Consider the following 16,386-nt stretch of genomic DNA (forward strand, 5'->3'; position numbering starts at 1 on the left):
TACCTCCTCTGCTCGCCTATTTGCGAGCCATGTTTTTTACAAGGTTAAAGTCCGATTTCTGCTTGAACAACTGCAGCAATGGTATCCACATAGTAGTCTACTTCTTCATGGGTTGGTGCTTCTGCCATCACACGAAGGAGAGGTTCAGTTCCACTTGGACGCACGAGGATGCGGCCATTTCCTGCCATTTCCGCTTCCATTTTTTCAATGATTTCACGAATAGCAGGCACTTCCATCGCCTTGTCTTTCATGCTATTTTCAACCCGGATATTGACCAGTTTTTGTGGATAAATGGTTACTTCAGTAGCCAATTCAGATAATTTCTTGCCGGTTTCTTGCATGATTTTTGTCAATTGAACGCCTGTTAATTGACCATCACCTGTTGTGTTGTAATCCATGATGACTACGTGACCAGATTGTTCACCACCAAGATTGTATCCTGACTTGCGCATTTCTTCGACCACATAACGATCTCCAACAGCTGTGATTTCTTTTTGAATTCCCTTCGCATCTAATGCCTTGTGGAAGCCGAGATTGGACATGACGGTTGTGACGATCGTATTTTTTTCGAGCAAGCCCTTGCTTGAAAGATAAGAACCGATGATGTACATGATCTTATCTCCGTCAACGATTTCTCCATTTTCATCAACAGCAATCAAGCGATCGCTGTCTCCGTCAAAGGCAAGACCAATCGCTGCACCTACTTCTTTGACTTTCTCTTGCAAATGCTCTGGGTGAGTAGAACCAACCCCATCATTGATGTTCAAACCATCTGGGTTTTCACCGATGACAGTCAATTGAGCTCCCAAATCTGCAAAGATTTGACGGGCACTAGTAGAGGCTGCACCATTTGCTGTATCTAAGACTACGTGCATGCCCTCGAGTTGAACGCCTGTCGATACAAGGAATTCTTGATACTTACGCAAGCCTTCTGGATATTCCATGACCGTTCCTAAACCTTGGGCACTTGGACGTGGAAGCGTATCTTCAGCCGCATCAAGTAAGGCTTCAATTTCAAGTTCGCGATCATCATCCAATTTGAAGCCATCACCACCAAAGAATTTGATGCCATTATCCAAGGCTGGATTGTGGCTAGCAGAAATCATAACTCCGGCGCTGGCTTTTTCCGTACGAACCAAATAAGCGACACCTGGTGTTGCAATCACACCCAACTTGTAGACACGAATTCCAACAGATAAGAGGCCGGCAATTAAGGCATGCTCCAGCATTTCACCAGAAATACGCGTATCACGTCCAACAAATACCAAGGGCGTTTCTTCTTCATGTTGGCTCAACACATAGCCACCGAAACGGCCTAATTTAAAGGCCAATTCTGGCGTTAATTCTACATTTGCTTCTCCGCGGACACCGTCCGTTCCAAAATATTTACCCATTCTTAATTACCTTTTTTTACTTTCTAATTACTTGAACTGGAAGAGGTCGACGACGAACTGCTAGAGCTTGACGTAGACGAGCTACTCTTTGTGGTCACTTTAATCCGTGTTTCACTCGGCTTGACCAGACCTGGTAGAACATTTCCTTGGGCATCCACTGCATTTAAGGAAATGGTTCCGCTATAATTTCCACTAATGATCTCACTGGATGGAAAGACAGCTTCGACATGATCAATGCGACTTAAGGTTTCTTGATCACTGGTCACTTCTACCTTGGTGGTTTCAAGAGAAATATCCGTTACTGTTATCCCATCCACAATTTGATTGTCCGGGATCGTAGCCCTGACAGCAAATGATTTTTTCGCTTTCTTCCCGATTTTTACTGAAACTTTCTGAGGCTCTACAGTTGCTGTCAAACCGGCTGGAAGATCTTCTACAATCAAAGGAACTTCGACGGTACCTTCCTTGGCCTTACGAAGATCAGCCACCACTCGAAACTTCCGAGTGCCCGGTTGCATCTCACTAGCAAGGGCAACCCGATTTGAACCTTTCAGAAAGACCGTTACCTCTGATGTTAGACCACTGACAAAATATGTCTTGTCATTGTACTTGGCATCAATTGGAATATTGGTCAAGGTATTGGTATAGGTCTCTGAACTCACTTGTCTTGCGCTACTATTATTTTGAAAATTAAAGGAAGACGCATTGATAAATAAGATAAAGGACAATAAGACGGAGGCGAAAACATAAAGAAATTCTTTTTTCGATCTCATTTTGTCACCCTCCCAAATAGACGCTCTTTCCAACTACTCGTTTTATTCTCTTCAGGAACCAAGAAGGCTCTCAATTCCGTCTCAAACTCTTCTAAAGTTAAATCATGACGGAAGGTTCCGTTGTAGGTCACAGAGATGCCACCCGTTTCTTCTGATACCACAAATGTAAAAGCATCAGAGACTTCAGACAAGCCAATGGCTGCACGGTGACGCGTTCCAAACTCTTTTGAAATTTCAGTGTTTTCAGTCAAGGGTAGATAAGCACAAGAAACAGCGATTTTGTCATTGCGGACAATGACGGCTCCATCATGCAAGGGGGTATTAGGAATGAAGATATTAATCAGCAATTCTCCTGAAATATCTGCATCTAGAGGAATCCCTGTGGAAATATATTCCTGAAGGGTTCTAGCTCCTTGAATAGCTACCAAGGCACCAATCTTACGTGGGCTCATATAAGCCACTGCCTTAACATAGGCCTGCACCATCTTCTCTTCCTGACTGACTTCACTCGTCGTAAAGAATTCTGTCGCCCGACCCAGACGCTCTAAACCAATCCGAATCTCAGGGGAGAAAATCACAACCAGGGCGATAACCCCATAAGTAATCACTTGATTGATCAGCCATGAAATAGTCGTGAGCCCTAAGAAATTGGCTAAAAACTGCACCAAGAAAAAGATAATAACTCCACGAACCAAAATCATGATCTTAGTCCCTACGATGGCCTTGATCAAAAAATACAACAACCAAGCCACCAGGGCAATATCAATGATATTGATAATAATACTCCACCAATTCGGGAACAAACTGGTCCAAAATTGTGGATTTGTAAACTGTTGAATATTCATATTCTCATACCTACCACTTCTCTAAAAGACATCACCTTATTATAACATGTTTCAACAGATTTTTCTGTAACCTTCTGATGCTTTTTATGATAAAATATGATTTATGAAGATAAATACAACCTTGGGCCTTCTGGCAGGAAAGCTTTCCGGCTCTATTCTAGAAAAAATGGGGCGGGGATCAACCCTACCAGGTAAAGTAGCCCTCAAATTTGATAAAGATATTCTCAGTCAACTGGCCAAAAACTATGAGATTGTTGTGATTACAGGGACAAACGGAAAAACTCTGACCACTGCACTAACCGTAGGTATTCTCCAAGAAGCTTTTGGACCGATTTTAACCAATCCAAGCGGGGCCAATATGATCTCTGGGATTACAACGACCTTCTTACGGGCCAACCATTCGAAATCAAATCGACCGATCGCGGTACTTGAAATTGACGAGGCCAGCCTCTCTCGTATTTGTGATTATATCCAGCCGAGCCTTTTTGTGGTCACCAATATTTTCCGAGACCAGATGGACCGCTATGGAGAGATCTATACGACCTACCAAATGATTTTGGATGCCATTCACAAGGTCCCAACTGCGACGGTTCTGTTAAATGGAGATAGTCCGCTCTTTAATAGTCAGACCTTATCCAATCCGATCCAATATTATGGATTTGATACAGAAAAATCAGAGCCACAACTAGCCCATTACAATACGGAAGGAATCCTGTGCCCGCATTGCCACAACATCCTCAAGTACAAGCTCAATACCTATGCTAACCTGGGAGATTATATCTGTGAGCACTGTGGTTTCCACCGGCCACCACTGACCTATGCCGTATCGGACCTCCTCTCTTTAACCCAGCGGTCTTCCAACTTCCGGATACAAGGGCAAGATTACCACATCAATATCGGTGGTCTTTACAACATCTACAATGCCTTAGCGGCTGTCTCTGTTGCTGGATTCTTTGGAGTACAACCTGAAGTCATTAAGCAAGGATTTGATCGCAGTCGCGCTGTCTTTGGTCGCCAGGAAACCTTTAAGATTGGGGATAAGGATTGTACCTTGGTCCTGATTAAAAATCCGGTTGGTGCGACCCAAGCCATTGAAATGATCAAACTAGCCCCTTATCCCTTCAGCTTGTCGGTTCTCCTCAACGCCAACTATGCAGACGGAATCGATACGAGCTGGATTTGGGATGCGGACTTTGAGCAAATCACCCAGATGGACATTCCAGAGATCAATGCTGGCGGGGTGCGCCACTCTGAGATTGCTCGGCGACTTCGGGTCACTGGCTATCCCGCAGAAAAGATCACAGAAATGGCTGAATTAAAAGAGGTCTTCCAACGTATCCAGCAACAGGAAACCCCTCATGCTTACATTTTAGCTACCTATACAGCCATGCTAGAATTCCGTGAACTCTTGGCCCAAGAACACCTGATTGAAAAGGAGATGCACTAATGACTTATACTTCCCTAGAATCTTCTGATCAGGCACAGTATCCCTACAGCCTGCGCATTGCCCATCTCTATGGCAACTTAATGAATACTTATGGGGACAATGGGAATATCCTCATGCTCAAGTACGTTGCGGAAAAGCTTGGAGCCCATGTCACTGTTGATATCGTCTCTCTCAAAGACCGGTTCGACCCTGATGCCTACGATATCGCCTTTTTCGGTGGCGGGCAAGACTACGAGCAGACCATTGTATCTGAGGACCTACCAGATAAAAAAGAAGACCTCGAACGCTTCATTCATGACGATGGCGTCGTCCTTGCTATTTGTGGTGGCTTTCAGCTTCTAGGCCAATACTACATTGAAGCTTCTGGCAAACGTATTGAGGGACTTGGTATTATGGGCCACTATACGCTCAACCAAGTCAACAACCGCTATATCGGTGATATCAAAATCCATAACGAAGAATTTAACGAAACCTATTATGGTTTTGAGAACCACCAAGGTCGGACCTTCTTGGCAGAGTATGAAAAACCACTGGGCAAGGTCGTCTATGGAAATGGGAACAACAAAGAAGATGGGTGCGAAGGGGTTCATTATAAGAACGTCTTTGGCAGCTACTTCCACGGTCCTATCTTGTCCCGAAATGCCAATTTGGCCTATCGCCTAGTGAGCACTGCCCTAAAAAATAAATATGGCAAAGACCTTTCCCTACCGGCTTATGAGGAAATTCTAAGCCTAGAGCAGCCGGAAGAATACGCTGATGTGAAAAGCAAGGCTCCGACTGAACAATAAGGAGATGATGATGAATAAAAAAAATCTACACTACATTGCTTTATTACTTTCCATCTTATTGATTGCTGGTATTTCCCTTGCAAATATGCAAACGGTCACCGTAAATTTCCTCTTGGTTCAATTTAAATTACCCTTGATCATTCTGATATTGCTCTGTGTCCTCTTGGGTGCATTCGTCATGACCTTGGTTAATTTTTCAAAGGGCTTCTCCCTAAAAAAAGAACTCAAGAGCACTCAAAAGCAACTGGAAGAAGAAAAGAAAGAAATCAAGACAGAAGAAAAAGAAAACAACTAAAAAAGCACCGATCGGTGCTTTTTTCATGCTGATGTACCTTCTTTTGCTTGTAATTTCTTGGCGACTACTTGAGCTAGGAGTGAAAAGAGAATGACGCCAGCTCCTATCAGGAGAAAGGATTCTACTCGAACACTTGGTAACCAGGTCATCAAACCTTTAGCTACCGGCATAAAGAGAATGGCTAGGGTAAAAATCGTGCTTAAGACCCTGCCCAGATAGTCTCCTTCCACCTTGGTTTGCACTTGGGTAAAAAAGTGGATATTAAAAATCGTCATAAAGAGTTCACAAACTAAATTTCCAGAAAAGGAAAGAAGATGCGGAAGGGGCAAGCCCATCATGAAGACTCCTACTCCTGTTAAAATCAATAAGAAGAGAAGCATCTCCATGCTTGATTTAAATTTATTGGCGATCAAGGCTCCGATGATAGAGCCGATAGCGCCCAAGGTTAAGATGGTCGCATAGGCTCCTTTGACCCCGTAAAGGCGATTGGAAAAGGGAAGTAAAAATTCAAAAGCTGCAAAAAAGAAATTGACGCTGGAAGCTACTAATAAGAGAAAGAAAATTTCTTTTTGATGCCAGATGTAGTGTAACCCATCCTTAATATCAGAAAAAATATCTTTTCCTGTAAATTTTTTCTTCTCTTGAACTTTGGCTTCTTCTTTCGGAAGGAAAGCGACCAGAACAAAGGCGATGAAAAAGGTCAGTGCATCCAGTAAGAGGGTTGCATGGAGACTGGCAAATTGTAAAACAAGGAAAGAGAACACAGGAGAACTAACACCGACCACTTGTAAGATCAACTCCAAGCGGGCATTATAGGTCACAATCTCGTCCTTGTCTACAACTTCTGTGATAATGGCTTTATTGGCCGTACGAGAAAAAGCAAAGGCAATGGCCTGGACAATATTGGCAAAAATCAGGGCTGCAATCATCCAACGATCGTTCCGGATAAAAGAAATGCCCAAACAAAGGAGACCACAAACCAAGTCGGTTGTCATCAAAATCTTGCGACGTGAAAACCGGTCTGAGATCACGCCACCAAATGGATTGACTAGAATGGAGGTGACGAGTTCAGAAATCTGATAGATCCCCAACACTGTCTTTCCTACCGTCCCTATCGAGGCCAGCCAAACACTGTTCCCATAGTCATAGAGCATATTCCCCATTCTATTGATTGCCCCACGAGCAATCAGCTGGATAGCATGTCGATTCATAAAAAACCTCCTTCATTTTCTGAAACTATTGTATCAGTTCATGAAAGAGGTTTTCATTTTGTCCCCTATTTGGGAAAAATAATGGTTTACAAATTTATCAAAGGATCCCTACTGTTCTTTTGATTGAAGCTGCTTAGCTACTAGCTGAGCCAAGAGTGAAAAGAGAATAATCCCAGCTCCAATCAAGAGAAATGTTTCCATACGGACGCTTGGCAACCAAGTCATCAACCCTTTGGCGATGGGCATAAAGAGAACAGCCAAGGTATAAATTGTGCTCAAGACTCTCCCCAGATAATCATCTTCCACCTTGGTTTGTACTTGGGTAAAAACGTGGATGTCGAAAATGGTCACAAAAAATTCACAGACCAGATTTCCTGAAAAGGAAAGATAAGGCGGAAGGGGCAAGCCCATTATGAACACTCCGACCCCTGCCATGATCAGTAAAAACAGGAGAATTTTCATACTTGATTTCATTTTATTAGCAACAAGCGCTCCTAGAATAGATCCAATAGCTCCCAGCGTTAAAATAGTCGCATAAGCTCCTTTAACCCCGTATAGACGATTCGAGAAGGGAAGTAAAAACTCAAAAGCCGCAAAAAAGAAATTGACGCTAGAAGCCACTAATAAGAGAAAGAAAATCTCTTTCTGATGCCAGATATAGTCTAACCCATCCTTGATATCAGAAAAAATATCTTTCCCGGTAAACTGTTTCCTCTCTTGAACCTTAGCTTCTTCTTTCGGAAGGAAAGCCACTAGGACAAAAGCAATGAAAAAGGTCAGTGCATCTAATAAGAGGGTCATATGAAGACTGGCAAATTGTAGAACTAGGAAAGAAAAAACAGGTGAACAGACACTAACAACCTGTAAGACTAACTCCAAGTGGGCGTTATAGGTCACAATCTCGTCTTTCTCTACTACCTCGGTAATAATGGCTTTATTGGCAGGTCGAGAAAAACCAAAGGCAATGGCCTGAACAATATTGGCAAAAATAAGAGCCGCAATCATCAAGCTATCATTTGTGATAAAAGAAATCGCCAAACAAAGGAGTCCACAAACCAGGTCGGTCGTCATCAAAATCTTGCGACGAGAAAAACGGTCTGAAATCACTCCTCCAAAAGGATTCACGAGAATCCCTGTCACTAACTCAGAAATTTGATAGATCCCTAATACCGTCTTTCCTATAGTCCCCATCGAAGCCAGCCAGACACTATTTCCATAGTCATAGAGCATATTTCCAATTTTGTTAATAGCTCCACGACTAATTAATTGGACCGCATGTCGGTTCATAAAATCTCCTTTATCACTGTCCTATTTAGAACATTCATTTTTTACAAATTTATAAAAGTGTTCTTGATAATAGGCCACCTGCTCCGGCAGTCCTAGCACGTCAAAAATATGCATGGCTTCCTGCATTTGCTGCCGGCCTTCTTCAGTTTGCCCCTTCTGATACAGAGAAAATCCCTTAAGATAATGAAAGACATTGCGTTCGTAGAGCTTGATGCTCTTCCCGATAATCTTTTCTACATAGGCTTCAAAATAGCTGGCGTTTTCAAAAGAACAGTGTTCTAAACAATGTTGGTAGCAATTCAGAGCCAGAATCAAGACCAGTTTTCGATGGCGACCAATTTCTTTGTAGAAATCTTCACGCTCCATCACTTCTCTCCCAAGCCGTGTGACATAGTCCACCTCATAAAAGCTGTAGAGATTGCCAAAGAGGATCAATTCATACATGGTCCACTCTTCCGTTTGAAAGAGGTAATCCGCCACCTTGTTTAGATCACGCTGCTTCATGGTATAACTAGCATCTCTCTGGCAAATCAGGCCTTGTAGCAGGATCCAGTTCAGCTCAAAATAGAGAGGATTGGTGGAATGTTTGGCTTTTTCAAGTTCCTCTTCTTGAAGCTTTTGAAAACCTGCAATATCATTTGAGTAGTAAAGCGGAATAATCTGAGCCATCAAAGCGACATGCTCATGGTGTTGAAAATTTCTGGCCTTATCCATAAAATTCTCAATCGTCACATGGATATTGTCCAAAATGTCAAAGAAGCGCGAAGCAGCCAAATCCGACTCCCCCAATTCAAAACGGGATAATTGGGAGGTCGAGCAGGCCTCTCCTGCAGCTTCTTTTAACGAGTAATTCTTACTGATTCGAAATTCACGAAAAACTTTTCCAAGATCTTCCATCTATTCCACCTGCTCTGACAGTTCTGCCCACTCTTCCATAACCGCTTCCTGCTGGACAGTTAGTTGGTCCAGCTCGCTCTGGAGTTGTACCAAGTCAGCTGCATCGTTGGTGCTATGCATGGTTTCGGTGATGGCTTGGATTTTTTGATCCAGCTCTTCCATCTCTGCTTCCAATTGCTCAATGCGACGGGTGATTTTACGGAGTTCCTTCTGGTTTTGTTTCTGCAAGTGATAATCATTGCTGGTGACTTCTTCGGTCGAAGAAACAGGCATAGCTTCTGCTTGCGCTGCAGCAAGGGCTTCTAACTCAGCTTTTTTCTCCAGATAATAGTCATAGTCGCCTAGGTAAAGAGTTGAGCCCTCTTCTGACAGTTCCAAAACTTGTGTGGCCACCCGATTGATAAAGTAACGGTCGTGGCTGACAAAGAGCAGGGTGCCGTCAAAATCAATCAAGGCATTTTCTAGCACTTCCTTACTATCGATGTCCAAGTGGTTGGTCGGCTCGTCGAGAATCAAAAAATTGTTATTTTCCATGGACAGCTTAGCTAGAAGCAAGCGGGCCCGCTCTCCACCCGACAGCATGCCGACGGTTTTCTTGACATCATCCCCAGAGAAAAGAAAGGCTCCCAGGCGATTGCGAATTTCCACTTCTGGCGTCAGTTTAAAATCATTCCAGAGCTCATCCAAGACACTGTTGTGAGGCGTTAGTTTACTTTGGGTCTGGTCATAGTAGCCCACCTCGACATTGGCTCCAAAACGAGCTTCACCCTTGATAAAAGGAATCTGCCCGACGATGGACTTGATAAGAGTAGATTTCCCGATCCCATTTGGTCCCACAATGGCGACTGCATTCATCTTGCGGATATCCAAATTAATAGGCTCTGAGAGGATTTGATCGTCATAGCCGACGGCTGCCTCTTCTACTGTCAGGACGACATTTCCAGATGTCTTATCGGAATGGAAGGTCATATGGGCAGACTTGGTCCCAGCTTCCGGCTTGTCTAGACGCTCCATTTTTTCCAACTGCTTACGCCGAGACTGAGCCTGCTTGGTAGTCGAAGCCCGCACCAAATTGCGATTAACAAAGTCTTCCAGAGCTGCTATTTCTTTTTGTTGCTTCTCGTAGTTTTTGGCTTCGGTCAGCAATTTTTGTTCTTTTTGCTCGACAAAGCTGGAGTAATTGCCGACATAGCGATCCAAGGAATGCTTGGTCAAGTCCAGTGTAATGGTGGCGACCTTGTCTAGGAAATACCGGTCGTGGCTGACAATGAGAAGAGCTCCGCTATAATTAACCAAGTAATTTTCCAACCAGGCGATGGTCTCAATATCCAAGTGGTTGGTTGGCTCGTCCAGTACCAAGAGATTTGGTTTTTCTAAGAGCATCTTGGCCAGAGCTAGACGGGTATTTTGCCCACCAGACAGCTCTTCAATCTTCATCTGCCACATGGACTCATCGAACTTGAAGCCGTTTAAAATCGCGCGGATATCTGCTTCATAGGTGAAGCCACCTGCCTGACGGAATTCTTCCGATAGACGGTCATAGTCCTGCATGAGTTTTTCTAGGTCAGCCCCAGTTTTTTCACCCATCTCAAGCTCCATCTGCCGCAAAGTTTTCTCCGTTTTACGGAGGTCTTCAAAGACATGGAGCATCTCATCGTAGATGGTATTGGACGACTCAAATCGACTATCCTGGGCCAGATAGGAGAGAGAAAGATCCCGCTTTTTATTGATTTCACCTGAAGTTGGTTCTTCTTCCCCCACCAAGATTTTTAAGAGTGTTGACTTACCGGCTCCGTTCTTTCCAACCAGGGCAATCCGGTCCCGTTCATCCACTTGCAGGCTGATATTATCAAAAAGAACCTCCCCTGCAAAAGAGCGTTCAATTTTGTTGGCTTGTAAAATAATCATGTCCCTATTTTACTATCTTTTTCCAGATTAAACAAGGAAAGACGAGCCATCAAAAAAATCCTGAGCCCCTTGAGGCTCAGAACTTTTAGAAAGTATTTTAAAACTTATTCTTCTTTGTACAATTGCCGGACTGCTTCCACATCTGTATCTTGGATACTGTAGAAGGAGCCAGCTGGTTGCATGACCGATTCTCCATCAGTGTGGTCCAGCCCAATGGCATGGCCTAGCTCATGCTCAGCTGTATTGACAATCCGATCATAACTATAGTTATAGACATAATTTAAAAGATAATGGCGATTGAGACGCACTGTGATGTGGGTGAATCGGTTGGTTAAAAGGTTAGTCTGAGATGCAGTCTCTCCTGCAGCAGAAACCGATGCGTTATCCATTTCCGTCAAGACCACATTAGCCTCTTTTTCATTTGTAACCAACTTGAAGGTAAAGGCTCCTGTTTGGTTCCAAGCCTCAATAGCATCCCGATAAGCTTTTACAAAAGTTTGACTGATATTGGGATCCAGGTAGACCGTGGCTTCCGCTTTTTCCCAGCGAGCACCGCTATGCTCATGATTGTCCGTCTGCGTGGTCTGTGAGCTAGACGTCATCCCAAAGCGCGATGCAAAACCCTGATCTCCAAATAAATTGCCGACTTGATAAACAACCTTTTGGGCAGCTCGCCCAACTCCATCCATACCAGAACTAGGAGAATCTGTAAAATAGATGATCCCCACTAGGACGAGAAAACTGATGGCAATGGTCCAGAAAAATCCCCAAAAAAGACTCCAAGCCATGCGAAGGATTCCTCTGAAAAATCGAAAAATGGTTCTCATACATTCTCCTTTCTCTTAAAGAAGGTATGCAATTGTAACACCCCATTCTTAAAAATAACTTAAATAGCCATGCTTTCTGGCTTATTGATGGACGGTTACTTTTCCTGTCTGGTAATCCAGGCTAATCCCACTTTGAACATTGGGAACAAAGACATTGAACTCAAGGGTCCCATCACTCGATTTGGCTTCGATCTGTGATCCTAATGGAATCAAATCTTTCGGCTGGTTGTAGATCAAGGTCACCCGATAGCGGATCCGCTTGTTCTTATCCAGTGCTTTTCGCACCAGGGTCTCGTAGTAGTTTTGACCAGTGGAATGAGGGTCATTGGCTTGATTGGACCAAGCCGTTTGTACAGCGATATTTTTGGGATTGCTCGTTGAGGCATCAAAGCCTTTGAGATTACCGATCAAGGCATAGCCCAATAGGTGGCCCCGATCCACAGCATGGTCATACTCACCTGACAGATGATGGACCTGATGCCAACCTGCTGGTTTCCAATCGGTTAGGCCACTTCCTGTTGCATCTCGATCTCTGTACTGGCGAGTCGCCTTGGTCATAATAGCGTTCGCAACGGTCGGTACGATCTTTCCATTGACTTCTTTTGTCTTGTTATCCGCATAGGGTTGACTAGCCACGCTGGCATCCAGATCTGTGCGATTTCCCTTAACTACAAAGGCTCCTGCGCCGTTCCATTCCAAGTCATTCCCTAATTGTGAACGGGCAGATTTCGTTAATACAGAGCTAGCTAACTCTTTACTAGGTGTTTCTTGTTGGCTACTAGTCACCACCGAAACAACCTGATCCGTCGCTTCTTTTACCGTCGGTTGATTAAAATAATAGCCCCCGATAGCTAGGGCCGTTGCCACCACAAAACCTGCGAGGGTTTGTTTGGTTCGTTTTGTGAATACTTGTTTTGTCATACCTCTCTCCAAAAAAGAGCAGCGCTAGATGGGTCATTGACTCGATTCGCTGCTCTCCTTTTTACTCAATTTTAGTTAAAAGCTTATTTGCCTGTTAGCTTTCCAATGATCTCTGACCAAGTGTCCGGAGAGAGAATGGACCATGGATTTTTTCCATCTCCAATCACTCCATAACCAATGACCAAACCAACTGCAAAAATGATGATTCCAATCACAGCCAACAGGAGGACAATCCCTAGCTGTTTTCCAACATAGCGAAGATTAGTTTTCATCGTCTTCTTCCTCTACACGTTTCACGTCTGCACCTAGCGCCACCAATTTCTCATGGAATTGATAATAACCACGATCTAAGTGACTTAATTTGCTGACTTTCGTCTCTCCTTCTGCTACCAAGCCCATCAAGACCAAGGTTGCACTTGCTCGTAAATCGGTCGACATAACCTCTGCACCTTGGAAGCTTTCCCCTCCAACGATACGAGCTGTATCCCGCATAATATCCGAGTGAACGCCCATCCGACGCATTTCTTCCAAATGCTGGAAGCGATTCTCAAAGACCGTTTCAATCATGGTAGACTCACCTTTAGCCATGGCCATCAAGGCTGTGAATTGAGCCTGCATATCGGTTGGGAATCCTGGGTAGGGAAGAGTTTTAACGGTCACTGGACGGAGCTTACTGATATCCGACTGAATTCGAATTCCATTTTCTTCTTCGGTTACCGTAACACCCATCTCCTGCATCTTAGATAGAAGCGGACGGTTGTGTTCCCAAATGGCATCTTCGATCAAGACATCTCCACCAGTCATGGCTGCCCCAATCATAAAGGTTCCGGCCTCGATGCGGTCTTGCACAACATTGTGGTTTGCCCCGTGCAAGCTCTCCACACCAACAATAGTCAAAGTCTCAGTTCCTGCCCCCTTAACATTAGCTCCCATTTTATTCAGCAAGAGAGCTAGGTCAACAATTTCAGGTTCCCGAGCTGCATTTTCAATCACAGTGACTCCATCAGCCAAGGTTGCCGCCATCATAATATTTTGTGTCGCCCCTACTGATGGGAAGTCCATATAGATGTGTGCTCCCTTGAGACGATCTGCTTTTGCTTCAATATAGCCGGCTGTTTGGGTAATTTCAGCGCCCATAGCTTCCAGACCTTTCAAGTGGAGGTCAATCGGACGACTACCGATCGTACAGCCACCAGGCATGGAAACTTTGGCATGGCCATTGCGTGCCAAGACAGGACCCAAGACAACGATAGAAGCCCGCATCTTGCTCACATATTTATAAGGCGCTTCCTCAGACAATTTCTCTCGCGCATCTACGACAACCGTATTATCTTCTTCATTGAAGGTTACTTGTGCATTCAACCCACGAACAACATTGTTCATTGTAAAGACATCTGATAAAACAGGTACATTTTTCAAGGTTGTCACGCCCTCGCTTGCTAGAACTGTTGCAGCAAGAAGAGGAAGGACAGCATTTTTGGCTCCTTCGATTTTGACGGTTCCAACCAGTCGATTATGACCACCATTAACGATTATTTTTTCCATACGGGATTGTTCTCCAATTTCTTAAAGTCACGCTTTCTATCATACCATATTTTTTATAAAATGTGGCTAGAATTGGCCAATAAAAATCTGCCGACTCATCTCATAGACACTGATAAAAAATGAGCTGGCTAGATAGCCTATTCCAACACTGATCATCAAGATCAAAAAACGGATTTTAACCGCATTTTCAGCACTTACTTTTAAAAACTTTTCCCATTGAACCAGGTTCATCAATAGGTAATAGGCAAAAAAGATAAACAATAGATGGCTTGAAAGATTAAAAATCATTTGAATCATACAGCTATTATACCATATTTGGTCCGTACTTTCTTCTTTTGATTCTCTCCCAACAAAAATAAGGTGAGGACAAAACCTCCACCTTATTTGAATATCTTATAAACGATTTCCGACATTAATCCGGTTAATGGCGCGTTGAAGAGCAATTTTAGCACGACGTTCCATATCAACCGAATGCTGATCTTTGGCTTCTTCAATCGCTTTTTCAGCTCGCAGTTTGGCACGCTCTGCACGACTAATGTCGATATCTCGAGCACGTTCGGCAGAATCGGCAACAATGGTAATGACATTATCAGCTACTTCGATAATCCCCCCATTGACTGCAATCCAATCAATATGTTTGTCATCGTCGACACGACGAACCTTTACTTGGTCTACAGCCAAAACCGCAATGGTATTGATATGATGAGGTAAAATCCCTAATTCACCATCAATTGTCTTGACAGATACAAATGCGGCATGATGATCATAAACCAGTCCATCCGGTGTAACGATTTGGACGTTCATTTGACTCATCTTTCACCTCTTCTTAGAATCCCATTTTTTCAGCTTTGGCGATCACATCTTCGATCGATCCAACACCACGGAAGGCATCTTCAGGAAGATGGTCATATTTCCCATCCAAAATTTCTTTAAAGCCACGAACAGTTTCTCCAACTGGGACATAAGAACCAGGTTGACCTGTAAATTGTTCTGCAACGTTGAAGTTTTGTGACAAGAAGAATTGGATCCGGCGAGCACGAGCAACCAAGGTCTTTTCTTCGTCAGACAATTCATCCATCCCCAAGATAGCAATGATATCTTGCAATTCATGGTAACGTTGAAGGACGCGTTTGACCTCAGAAGCGACTGCATAGTGTTCTTCTCCTACGATTTCTGGAGAAAGGGCACGTGAGCTTGATGCCAATGGGTCCACCGCAGGGTAGATCCCCAATTGTACCAACTTACGTTCCAAGTTGGTGGTTGAATCCAAGTGGGCAAAGGCGGTTGCTGGCGCTGGGTCTGTATAGTCATCGGCTGGCACATAGATGGCTTGGATGGATGTAACAGAACCTTTCTTCGTTGACGTAATCCGTTCTTGCAATTGCCCCATTTCAGTTGCCAAAGTAGGTTGGTAACCAACGGCTGATGGCATCCGTCCCAAAAGGGCTGATACTTCAGATCCGGCTTGGGTGAAACGGAAGATATTGTCGATAAACAAGAGAACGTCCTGACCTTCGACATCACGGAAGTATTCCGCAATGGTCAAACCAGTCAAAGCAACACGCATCCGTGCTCCAGGTGGCTCATTCATTTGTCCAAAGACCATGGCTGTTTTTTCAATAACGCCAGATTCTTTCATTTCCCAGTAAAGGTCATTCCCTTCACGTGTCCGTTCCCCAACACCGGTAAATACAGAAATCCCACCGTGTTCTTGGGCAATATTATGGATTAATTCTTGAATCAAGACGGTCTTCCCAACTCCGGCACCGCCGAAGAGTCCGACCTTCCCACCTTTCAAATAAGGGGCTAAGAGGTCAATAACCTTGATCCCTGTTTCAAGAATTTCTTCTGAAGTAGAGAGCTCGTCAAAGGATGGAGCTTTTTTGTGGATGGAGTCACGAGGAGCATCCTCAGGAAAAGGTTGATCCAAGTCAATGGTATCTCCAAGAACATTGAAGACACGTCCCAAGGTTTCTTTTCCGACTGGAACAGAGATTGGACGACCTGTGTCCAAGACTTCCATTCCACGTGTTAAACCATCAGTTGATTCCATGGCGATGGTCCGTACGACCCCATCACCAAGTTCCAAAGCTACTTCAAGAACGACTTTTGATTTTTGTTGGTCATTTTTATAGACTACAAGCGCATTATTGATCTCAGGAAGTTTATCTCCAACGGAAAAGGCAACGTCTACGACGGGACCTACGACCTGAGAAATTTTGCCTAAACTCATGTCATTCTCCTATTC

The 16,386-nt window shown here is 43.9% G+C and carries 17 protein-coding genes; 3 read left to right on the plus strand and 14 right to left on the minus strand.

Annotated elements, in window-relative coordinates; all coding sequences use genetic code 11:
• Nucleotides 1–44 precede the first annotated feature (44 nt).
• Genes glmM through cdaA form a run of 3 tightly spaced genes read right to left on the minus strand, consistent with a single transcriptional unit; the run spans nt 45 to nt 3,012 of the window.
• On the minus strand, nt 45–1,394 hold the full coding sequence (gene glmM, locus AC6IZR_RS07195) for a phosphoglucosamine mutase (RefSeq protein WP_118095709.1): 1,350 nt from the start codon (nt 1,392–1,394) through the stop codon (nt 45–47).
• A 23-nt stretch (nt 1,395–1,417) separates the two neighbouring features.
• A complete protein-coding gene (locus AC6IZR_RS07200) occupies nt 1,418–2,167 on the minus strand; it encodes a CdaR family protein (protein ID WP_003017810.1) in 750 nt (249 codons plus the stop codon).
• Complete coding sequence (gene cdaA / locus AC6IZR_RS07205; RefSeq protein ID WP_049499304.1) at nt 2,164–3,012, minus strand: diadenylate cyclase CdaA; 849 nt, start codon at nt 3,010–3,012, stop codon at nt 2,164–2,166. Before cdaA ends, AC6IZR_RS07200 begins: the two co-directional genes overlap by 4 nt.
• Before the next feature lie 103 nt (nt 3,013–3,115).
• On the opposite strand from cdaA, the gene murT reads away from it, so the two are divergent.
• Genes murT through AC6IZR_RS07220 form a run of 3 tightly spaced genes read left to right on the plus strand, consistent with a single transcriptional unit; the run spans nt 3,116 to nt 5,542 of the window.
• Nucleotides 3,116–4,459, plus strand: coding sequence for a lipid II isoglutaminyl synthase subunit MurT (gene murT / locus AC6IZR_RS07210; protein ID WP_497848360.1), 1,344 nt, complete (start codon nt 3,116–3,118; stop codon nt 4,457–4,459).
• Entirely contained in the window at nt 4,459–5,247 is a 789-nt protein-coding gene (gene gatD, locus AC6IZR_RS07215; RefSeq protein ID WP_497848361.1) for a lipid II isoglutaminyl synthase subunit GatD, read from the plus strand. The genes murT and gatD overlap by 1 nt, the downstream gene beginning before the upstream one ends.
• A 10-nt stretch (nt 5,248–5,257) precedes the next feature.
• Complete coding sequence (locus AC6IZR_RS07220) at nt 5,258–5,542, plus strand: LapA family protein (RefSeq protein WP_118397074.1); 285 nt, start codon at nt 5,258–5,260, stop codon at nt 5,540–5,542.
• Nucleotides 5,543–5,565: 23 nt separating this feature from the next.
• Here AC6IZR_RS07220 and AC6IZR_RS07225 read toward each other — a convergent pair whose 3' ends face one another.
• From AC6IZR_RS07225 to atpD, 11 genes are all read right to left on the minus strand, one after another.
• On the minus strand, nt 5,566–6,753 hold the full coding sequence (locus tag AC6IZR_RS07225) for an MFS transporter (RefSeq protein ID WP_003017733.1): 1,188 nt from the start codon (nt 6,751–6,753) through the stop codon (nt 5,566–5,568).
• 108 nt (nt 6,754–6,861) lie between these two features.
• Nucleotides 6,862–8,040 (minus strand): MFS transporter, encoded by a 1,179-nt coding sequence (locus AC6IZR_RS07230; protein ID WP_023917712.1) that lies wholly within the window; start codon nt 8,038–8,040, stop codon nt 6,862–6,864.
• A 21-nt stretch (nt 8,041–8,061) separates the two neighbouring features.
• On the minus strand, nt 8,062–8,937 hold the full coding sequence (locus AC6IZR_RS07235) for an XRE/MutR family transcriptional regulator (RefSeq protein WP_023917710.1): 876 nt from the start codon (nt 8,935–8,937) through the stop codon (nt 8,062–8,064).
• Nucleotides 8,938–10,845 carry an ABC-F family ATP-binding cassette domain-containing protein gene (locus tag AC6IZR_RS07240; RefSeq protein WP_497848362.1) on the minus strand — a complete coding sequence of 636 codons (1,908 nt, stop codon included), beginning with the start codon at nt 10,843–10,845 and terminating at the stop codon, nt 8,938–8,940.
• 104 nt (nt 10,846–10,949) lie between these two features.
• Nucleotides 10,950–11,672 carry a M57 family metalloprotease gene (locus AC6IZR_RS07245; RefSeq protein ID WP_118095714.1) on the minus strand — a complete coding sequence of 241 codons (723 nt, stop codon included), beginning with the start codon at nt 11,670–11,672 and terminating at the stop codon, nt 10,950–10,952.
• A gap of 81 nt (nt 11,673–11,753) precedes the next feature.
• Complete coding sequence (locus AC6IZR_RS07250; protein ID WP_497848363.1) at nt 11,754–12,593, minus strand: DNA/RNA non-specific endonuclease; 840 nt, start codon at nt 12,591–12,593, stop codon at nt 11,754–11,756.
• 83 nt (nt 12,594–12,676) lie between these two features.
• The gene (locus tag AC6IZR_RS07255) at nt 12,677–12,865 is read right to left on the minus strand and encodes a DNA-directed RNA polymerase subunit beta (RefSeq protein ID WP_003006464.1); all 189 of its coding nucleotides are present in this window, start codon (nt 12,863–12,865) and stop codon (nt 12,677–12,679) included.
• On the minus strand, nt 12,855–14,138 hold the full coding sequence (gene murA, locus AC6IZR_RS07260) for a UDP-N-acetylglucosamine 1-carboxyvinyltransferase (RefSeq protein ID WP_045759256.1): 1,284 nt from the start codon (nt 14,136–14,138) through the stop codon (nt 12,855–12,857). The genes AC6IZR_RS07255 and murA overlap by 11 nt, the downstream gene beginning before the upstream one ends.
• A 66-nt stretch (nt 14,139–14,204) precedes the next feature.
• Nucleotides 14,205–14,435 carry a DUF1146 family protein gene (locus AC6IZR_RS07265; RefSeq protein ID WP_003006458.1) on the minus strand — a complete coding sequence of 77 codons (231 nt, stop codon included), beginning with the start codon at nt 14,433–14,435 and terminating at the stop codon, nt 14,205–14,207.
• A 96-nt stretch (nt 14,436–14,531) separates the two neighbouring features.
• Complete coding sequence (locus AC6IZR_RS07270) at nt 14,532–14,951, minus strand: F0F1 ATP synthase subunit epsilon (RefSeq protein WP_003002471.1); 420 nt, start codon at nt 14,949–14,951, stop codon at nt 14,532–14,534.
• Nucleotides 14,952–14,964: 13 nt separating this feature from the next.
• Nucleotides 14,965–16,371, minus strand: a complete 1,407-nt coding sequence (gene atpD, locus AC6IZR_RS07275) for a F0F1 ATP synthase subunit beta (RefSeq protein WP_003011794.1) — start codon at nt 16,369–16,371, stop codon at nt 14,965–14,967.
• Nucleotides 16,372–16,386: the final 15 nt, after the last annotated feature.

The sequence above is a fragment of the Streptococcus mobilis genome, assembly GCF_059727625.1.

What these genes read in the sequence shown, in the direction of transcription:
- AC6IZR_RS07265 (WP_003006458.1), bottom strand. Translation starts at nt 14,435, where the DNA reads ATGATTCAAATGATTTTTAATCTTTCAAGCCATCTATTGTTTATCTTT.
- AC6IZR_RS07225 (WP_003017733.1), bottom strand. Translation starts at nt 6,753, where the DNA reads ATGAATCGACATGCTATCCAGCTGATTGCTCGTGGGGCAATCAATAGA.
- murT (WP_497848360.1), top strand. Translation starts at nt 3,116, where the DNA reads ATGAAGATAAATACAACCTTGGGCCTTCTGGCAGGAAAGCTTTCCGGC.
- AC6IZR_RS07255 (WP_003006464.1), bottom strand. Translation starts at nt 12,865, where the DNA reads ATGAAAACTAATCTTCGCTATGTTGGAAAACAGCTAGGGATTGTCCTC.
- glmM (WP_118095709.1), bottom strand. Translation starts at nt 1,394, where the DNA reads ATGGGTAAATATTTTGGAACGGACGGTGTCCGCGGAGAAGCAAATGTA.
- cdaA (WP_049499304.1), bottom strand. Translation starts at nt 3,012, where the DNA reads ATGAATATTCAACAGTTTACAAATCCACAATTTTGGACCAGTTTGTTC.
- AC6IZR_RS07220 (WP_118397074.1), top strand. Translation starts at nt 5,258, where the DNA reads ATGAATAAAAAAAATCTACACTACATTGCTTTATTACTTTCCATCTTA.
- AC6IZR_RS07230 (WP_023917712.1), bottom strand. Translation starts at nt 8,040, where the DNA reads ATGAACCGACATGCGGTCCAATTAATTAGTCGTGGAGCTATTAACAAA.
- gatD (WP_497848361.1), top strand. Translation starts at nt 4,459, where the DNA reads ATGACTTATACTTCCCTAGAATCTTCTGATCAGGCACAGTATCCCTAC.
- AC6IZR_RS07235 (WP_023917710.1), bottom strand. Translation starts at nt 8,937, where the DNA reads ATGGAAGATCTTGGAAAAGTTTTTCGTGAATTTCGAATCAGTAAGAAT.
- AC6IZR_RS07250 (WP_497848363.1), bottom strand. Translation starts at nt 12,593, where the DNA reads ATGACAAAACAAGTATTCACAAAACGAACCAAACAAACCCTCGCAGGT.
- AC6IZR_RS07270 (WP_003002471.1), bottom strand. Translation starts at nt 14,951, where the DNA reads ATGAGTCAAATGAACGTCCAAATCGTTACACCGGATGGACTGGTTTAT.
- AC6IZR_RS07240 (WP_497848362.1), bottom strand. Translation starts at nt 10,845, where the DNA reads ATGATTATTTTACAAGCCAACAAAATTGAACGCTCTTTTGCAGGGGAG.
- atpD (WP_003011794.1), bottom strand. Translation starts at nt 16,371, where the DNA reads ATGAGTTTAGGCAAAATTTCTCAGGTCGTAGGTCCCGTCGTAGACGTT.
- AC6IZR_RS07200 (WP_003017810.1), bottom strand. Translation starts at nt 2,167, where the DNA reads ATGAGATCGAAAAAAGAATTTCTTTATGTTTTCGCCTCCGTCTTATTG.
- AC6IZR_RS07245 (WP_118095714.1), bottom strand. Translation starts at nt 11,672, where the DNA reads ATGAGAACCATTTTTCGATTTTTCAGAGGAATCCTTCGCATGGCTTGG.
- murA (WP_045759256.1), bottom strand. Translation starts at nt 14,138, where the DNA reads ATGGAAAAAATAATCGTTAATGGTGGTCATAATCGACTGGTTGGAACC.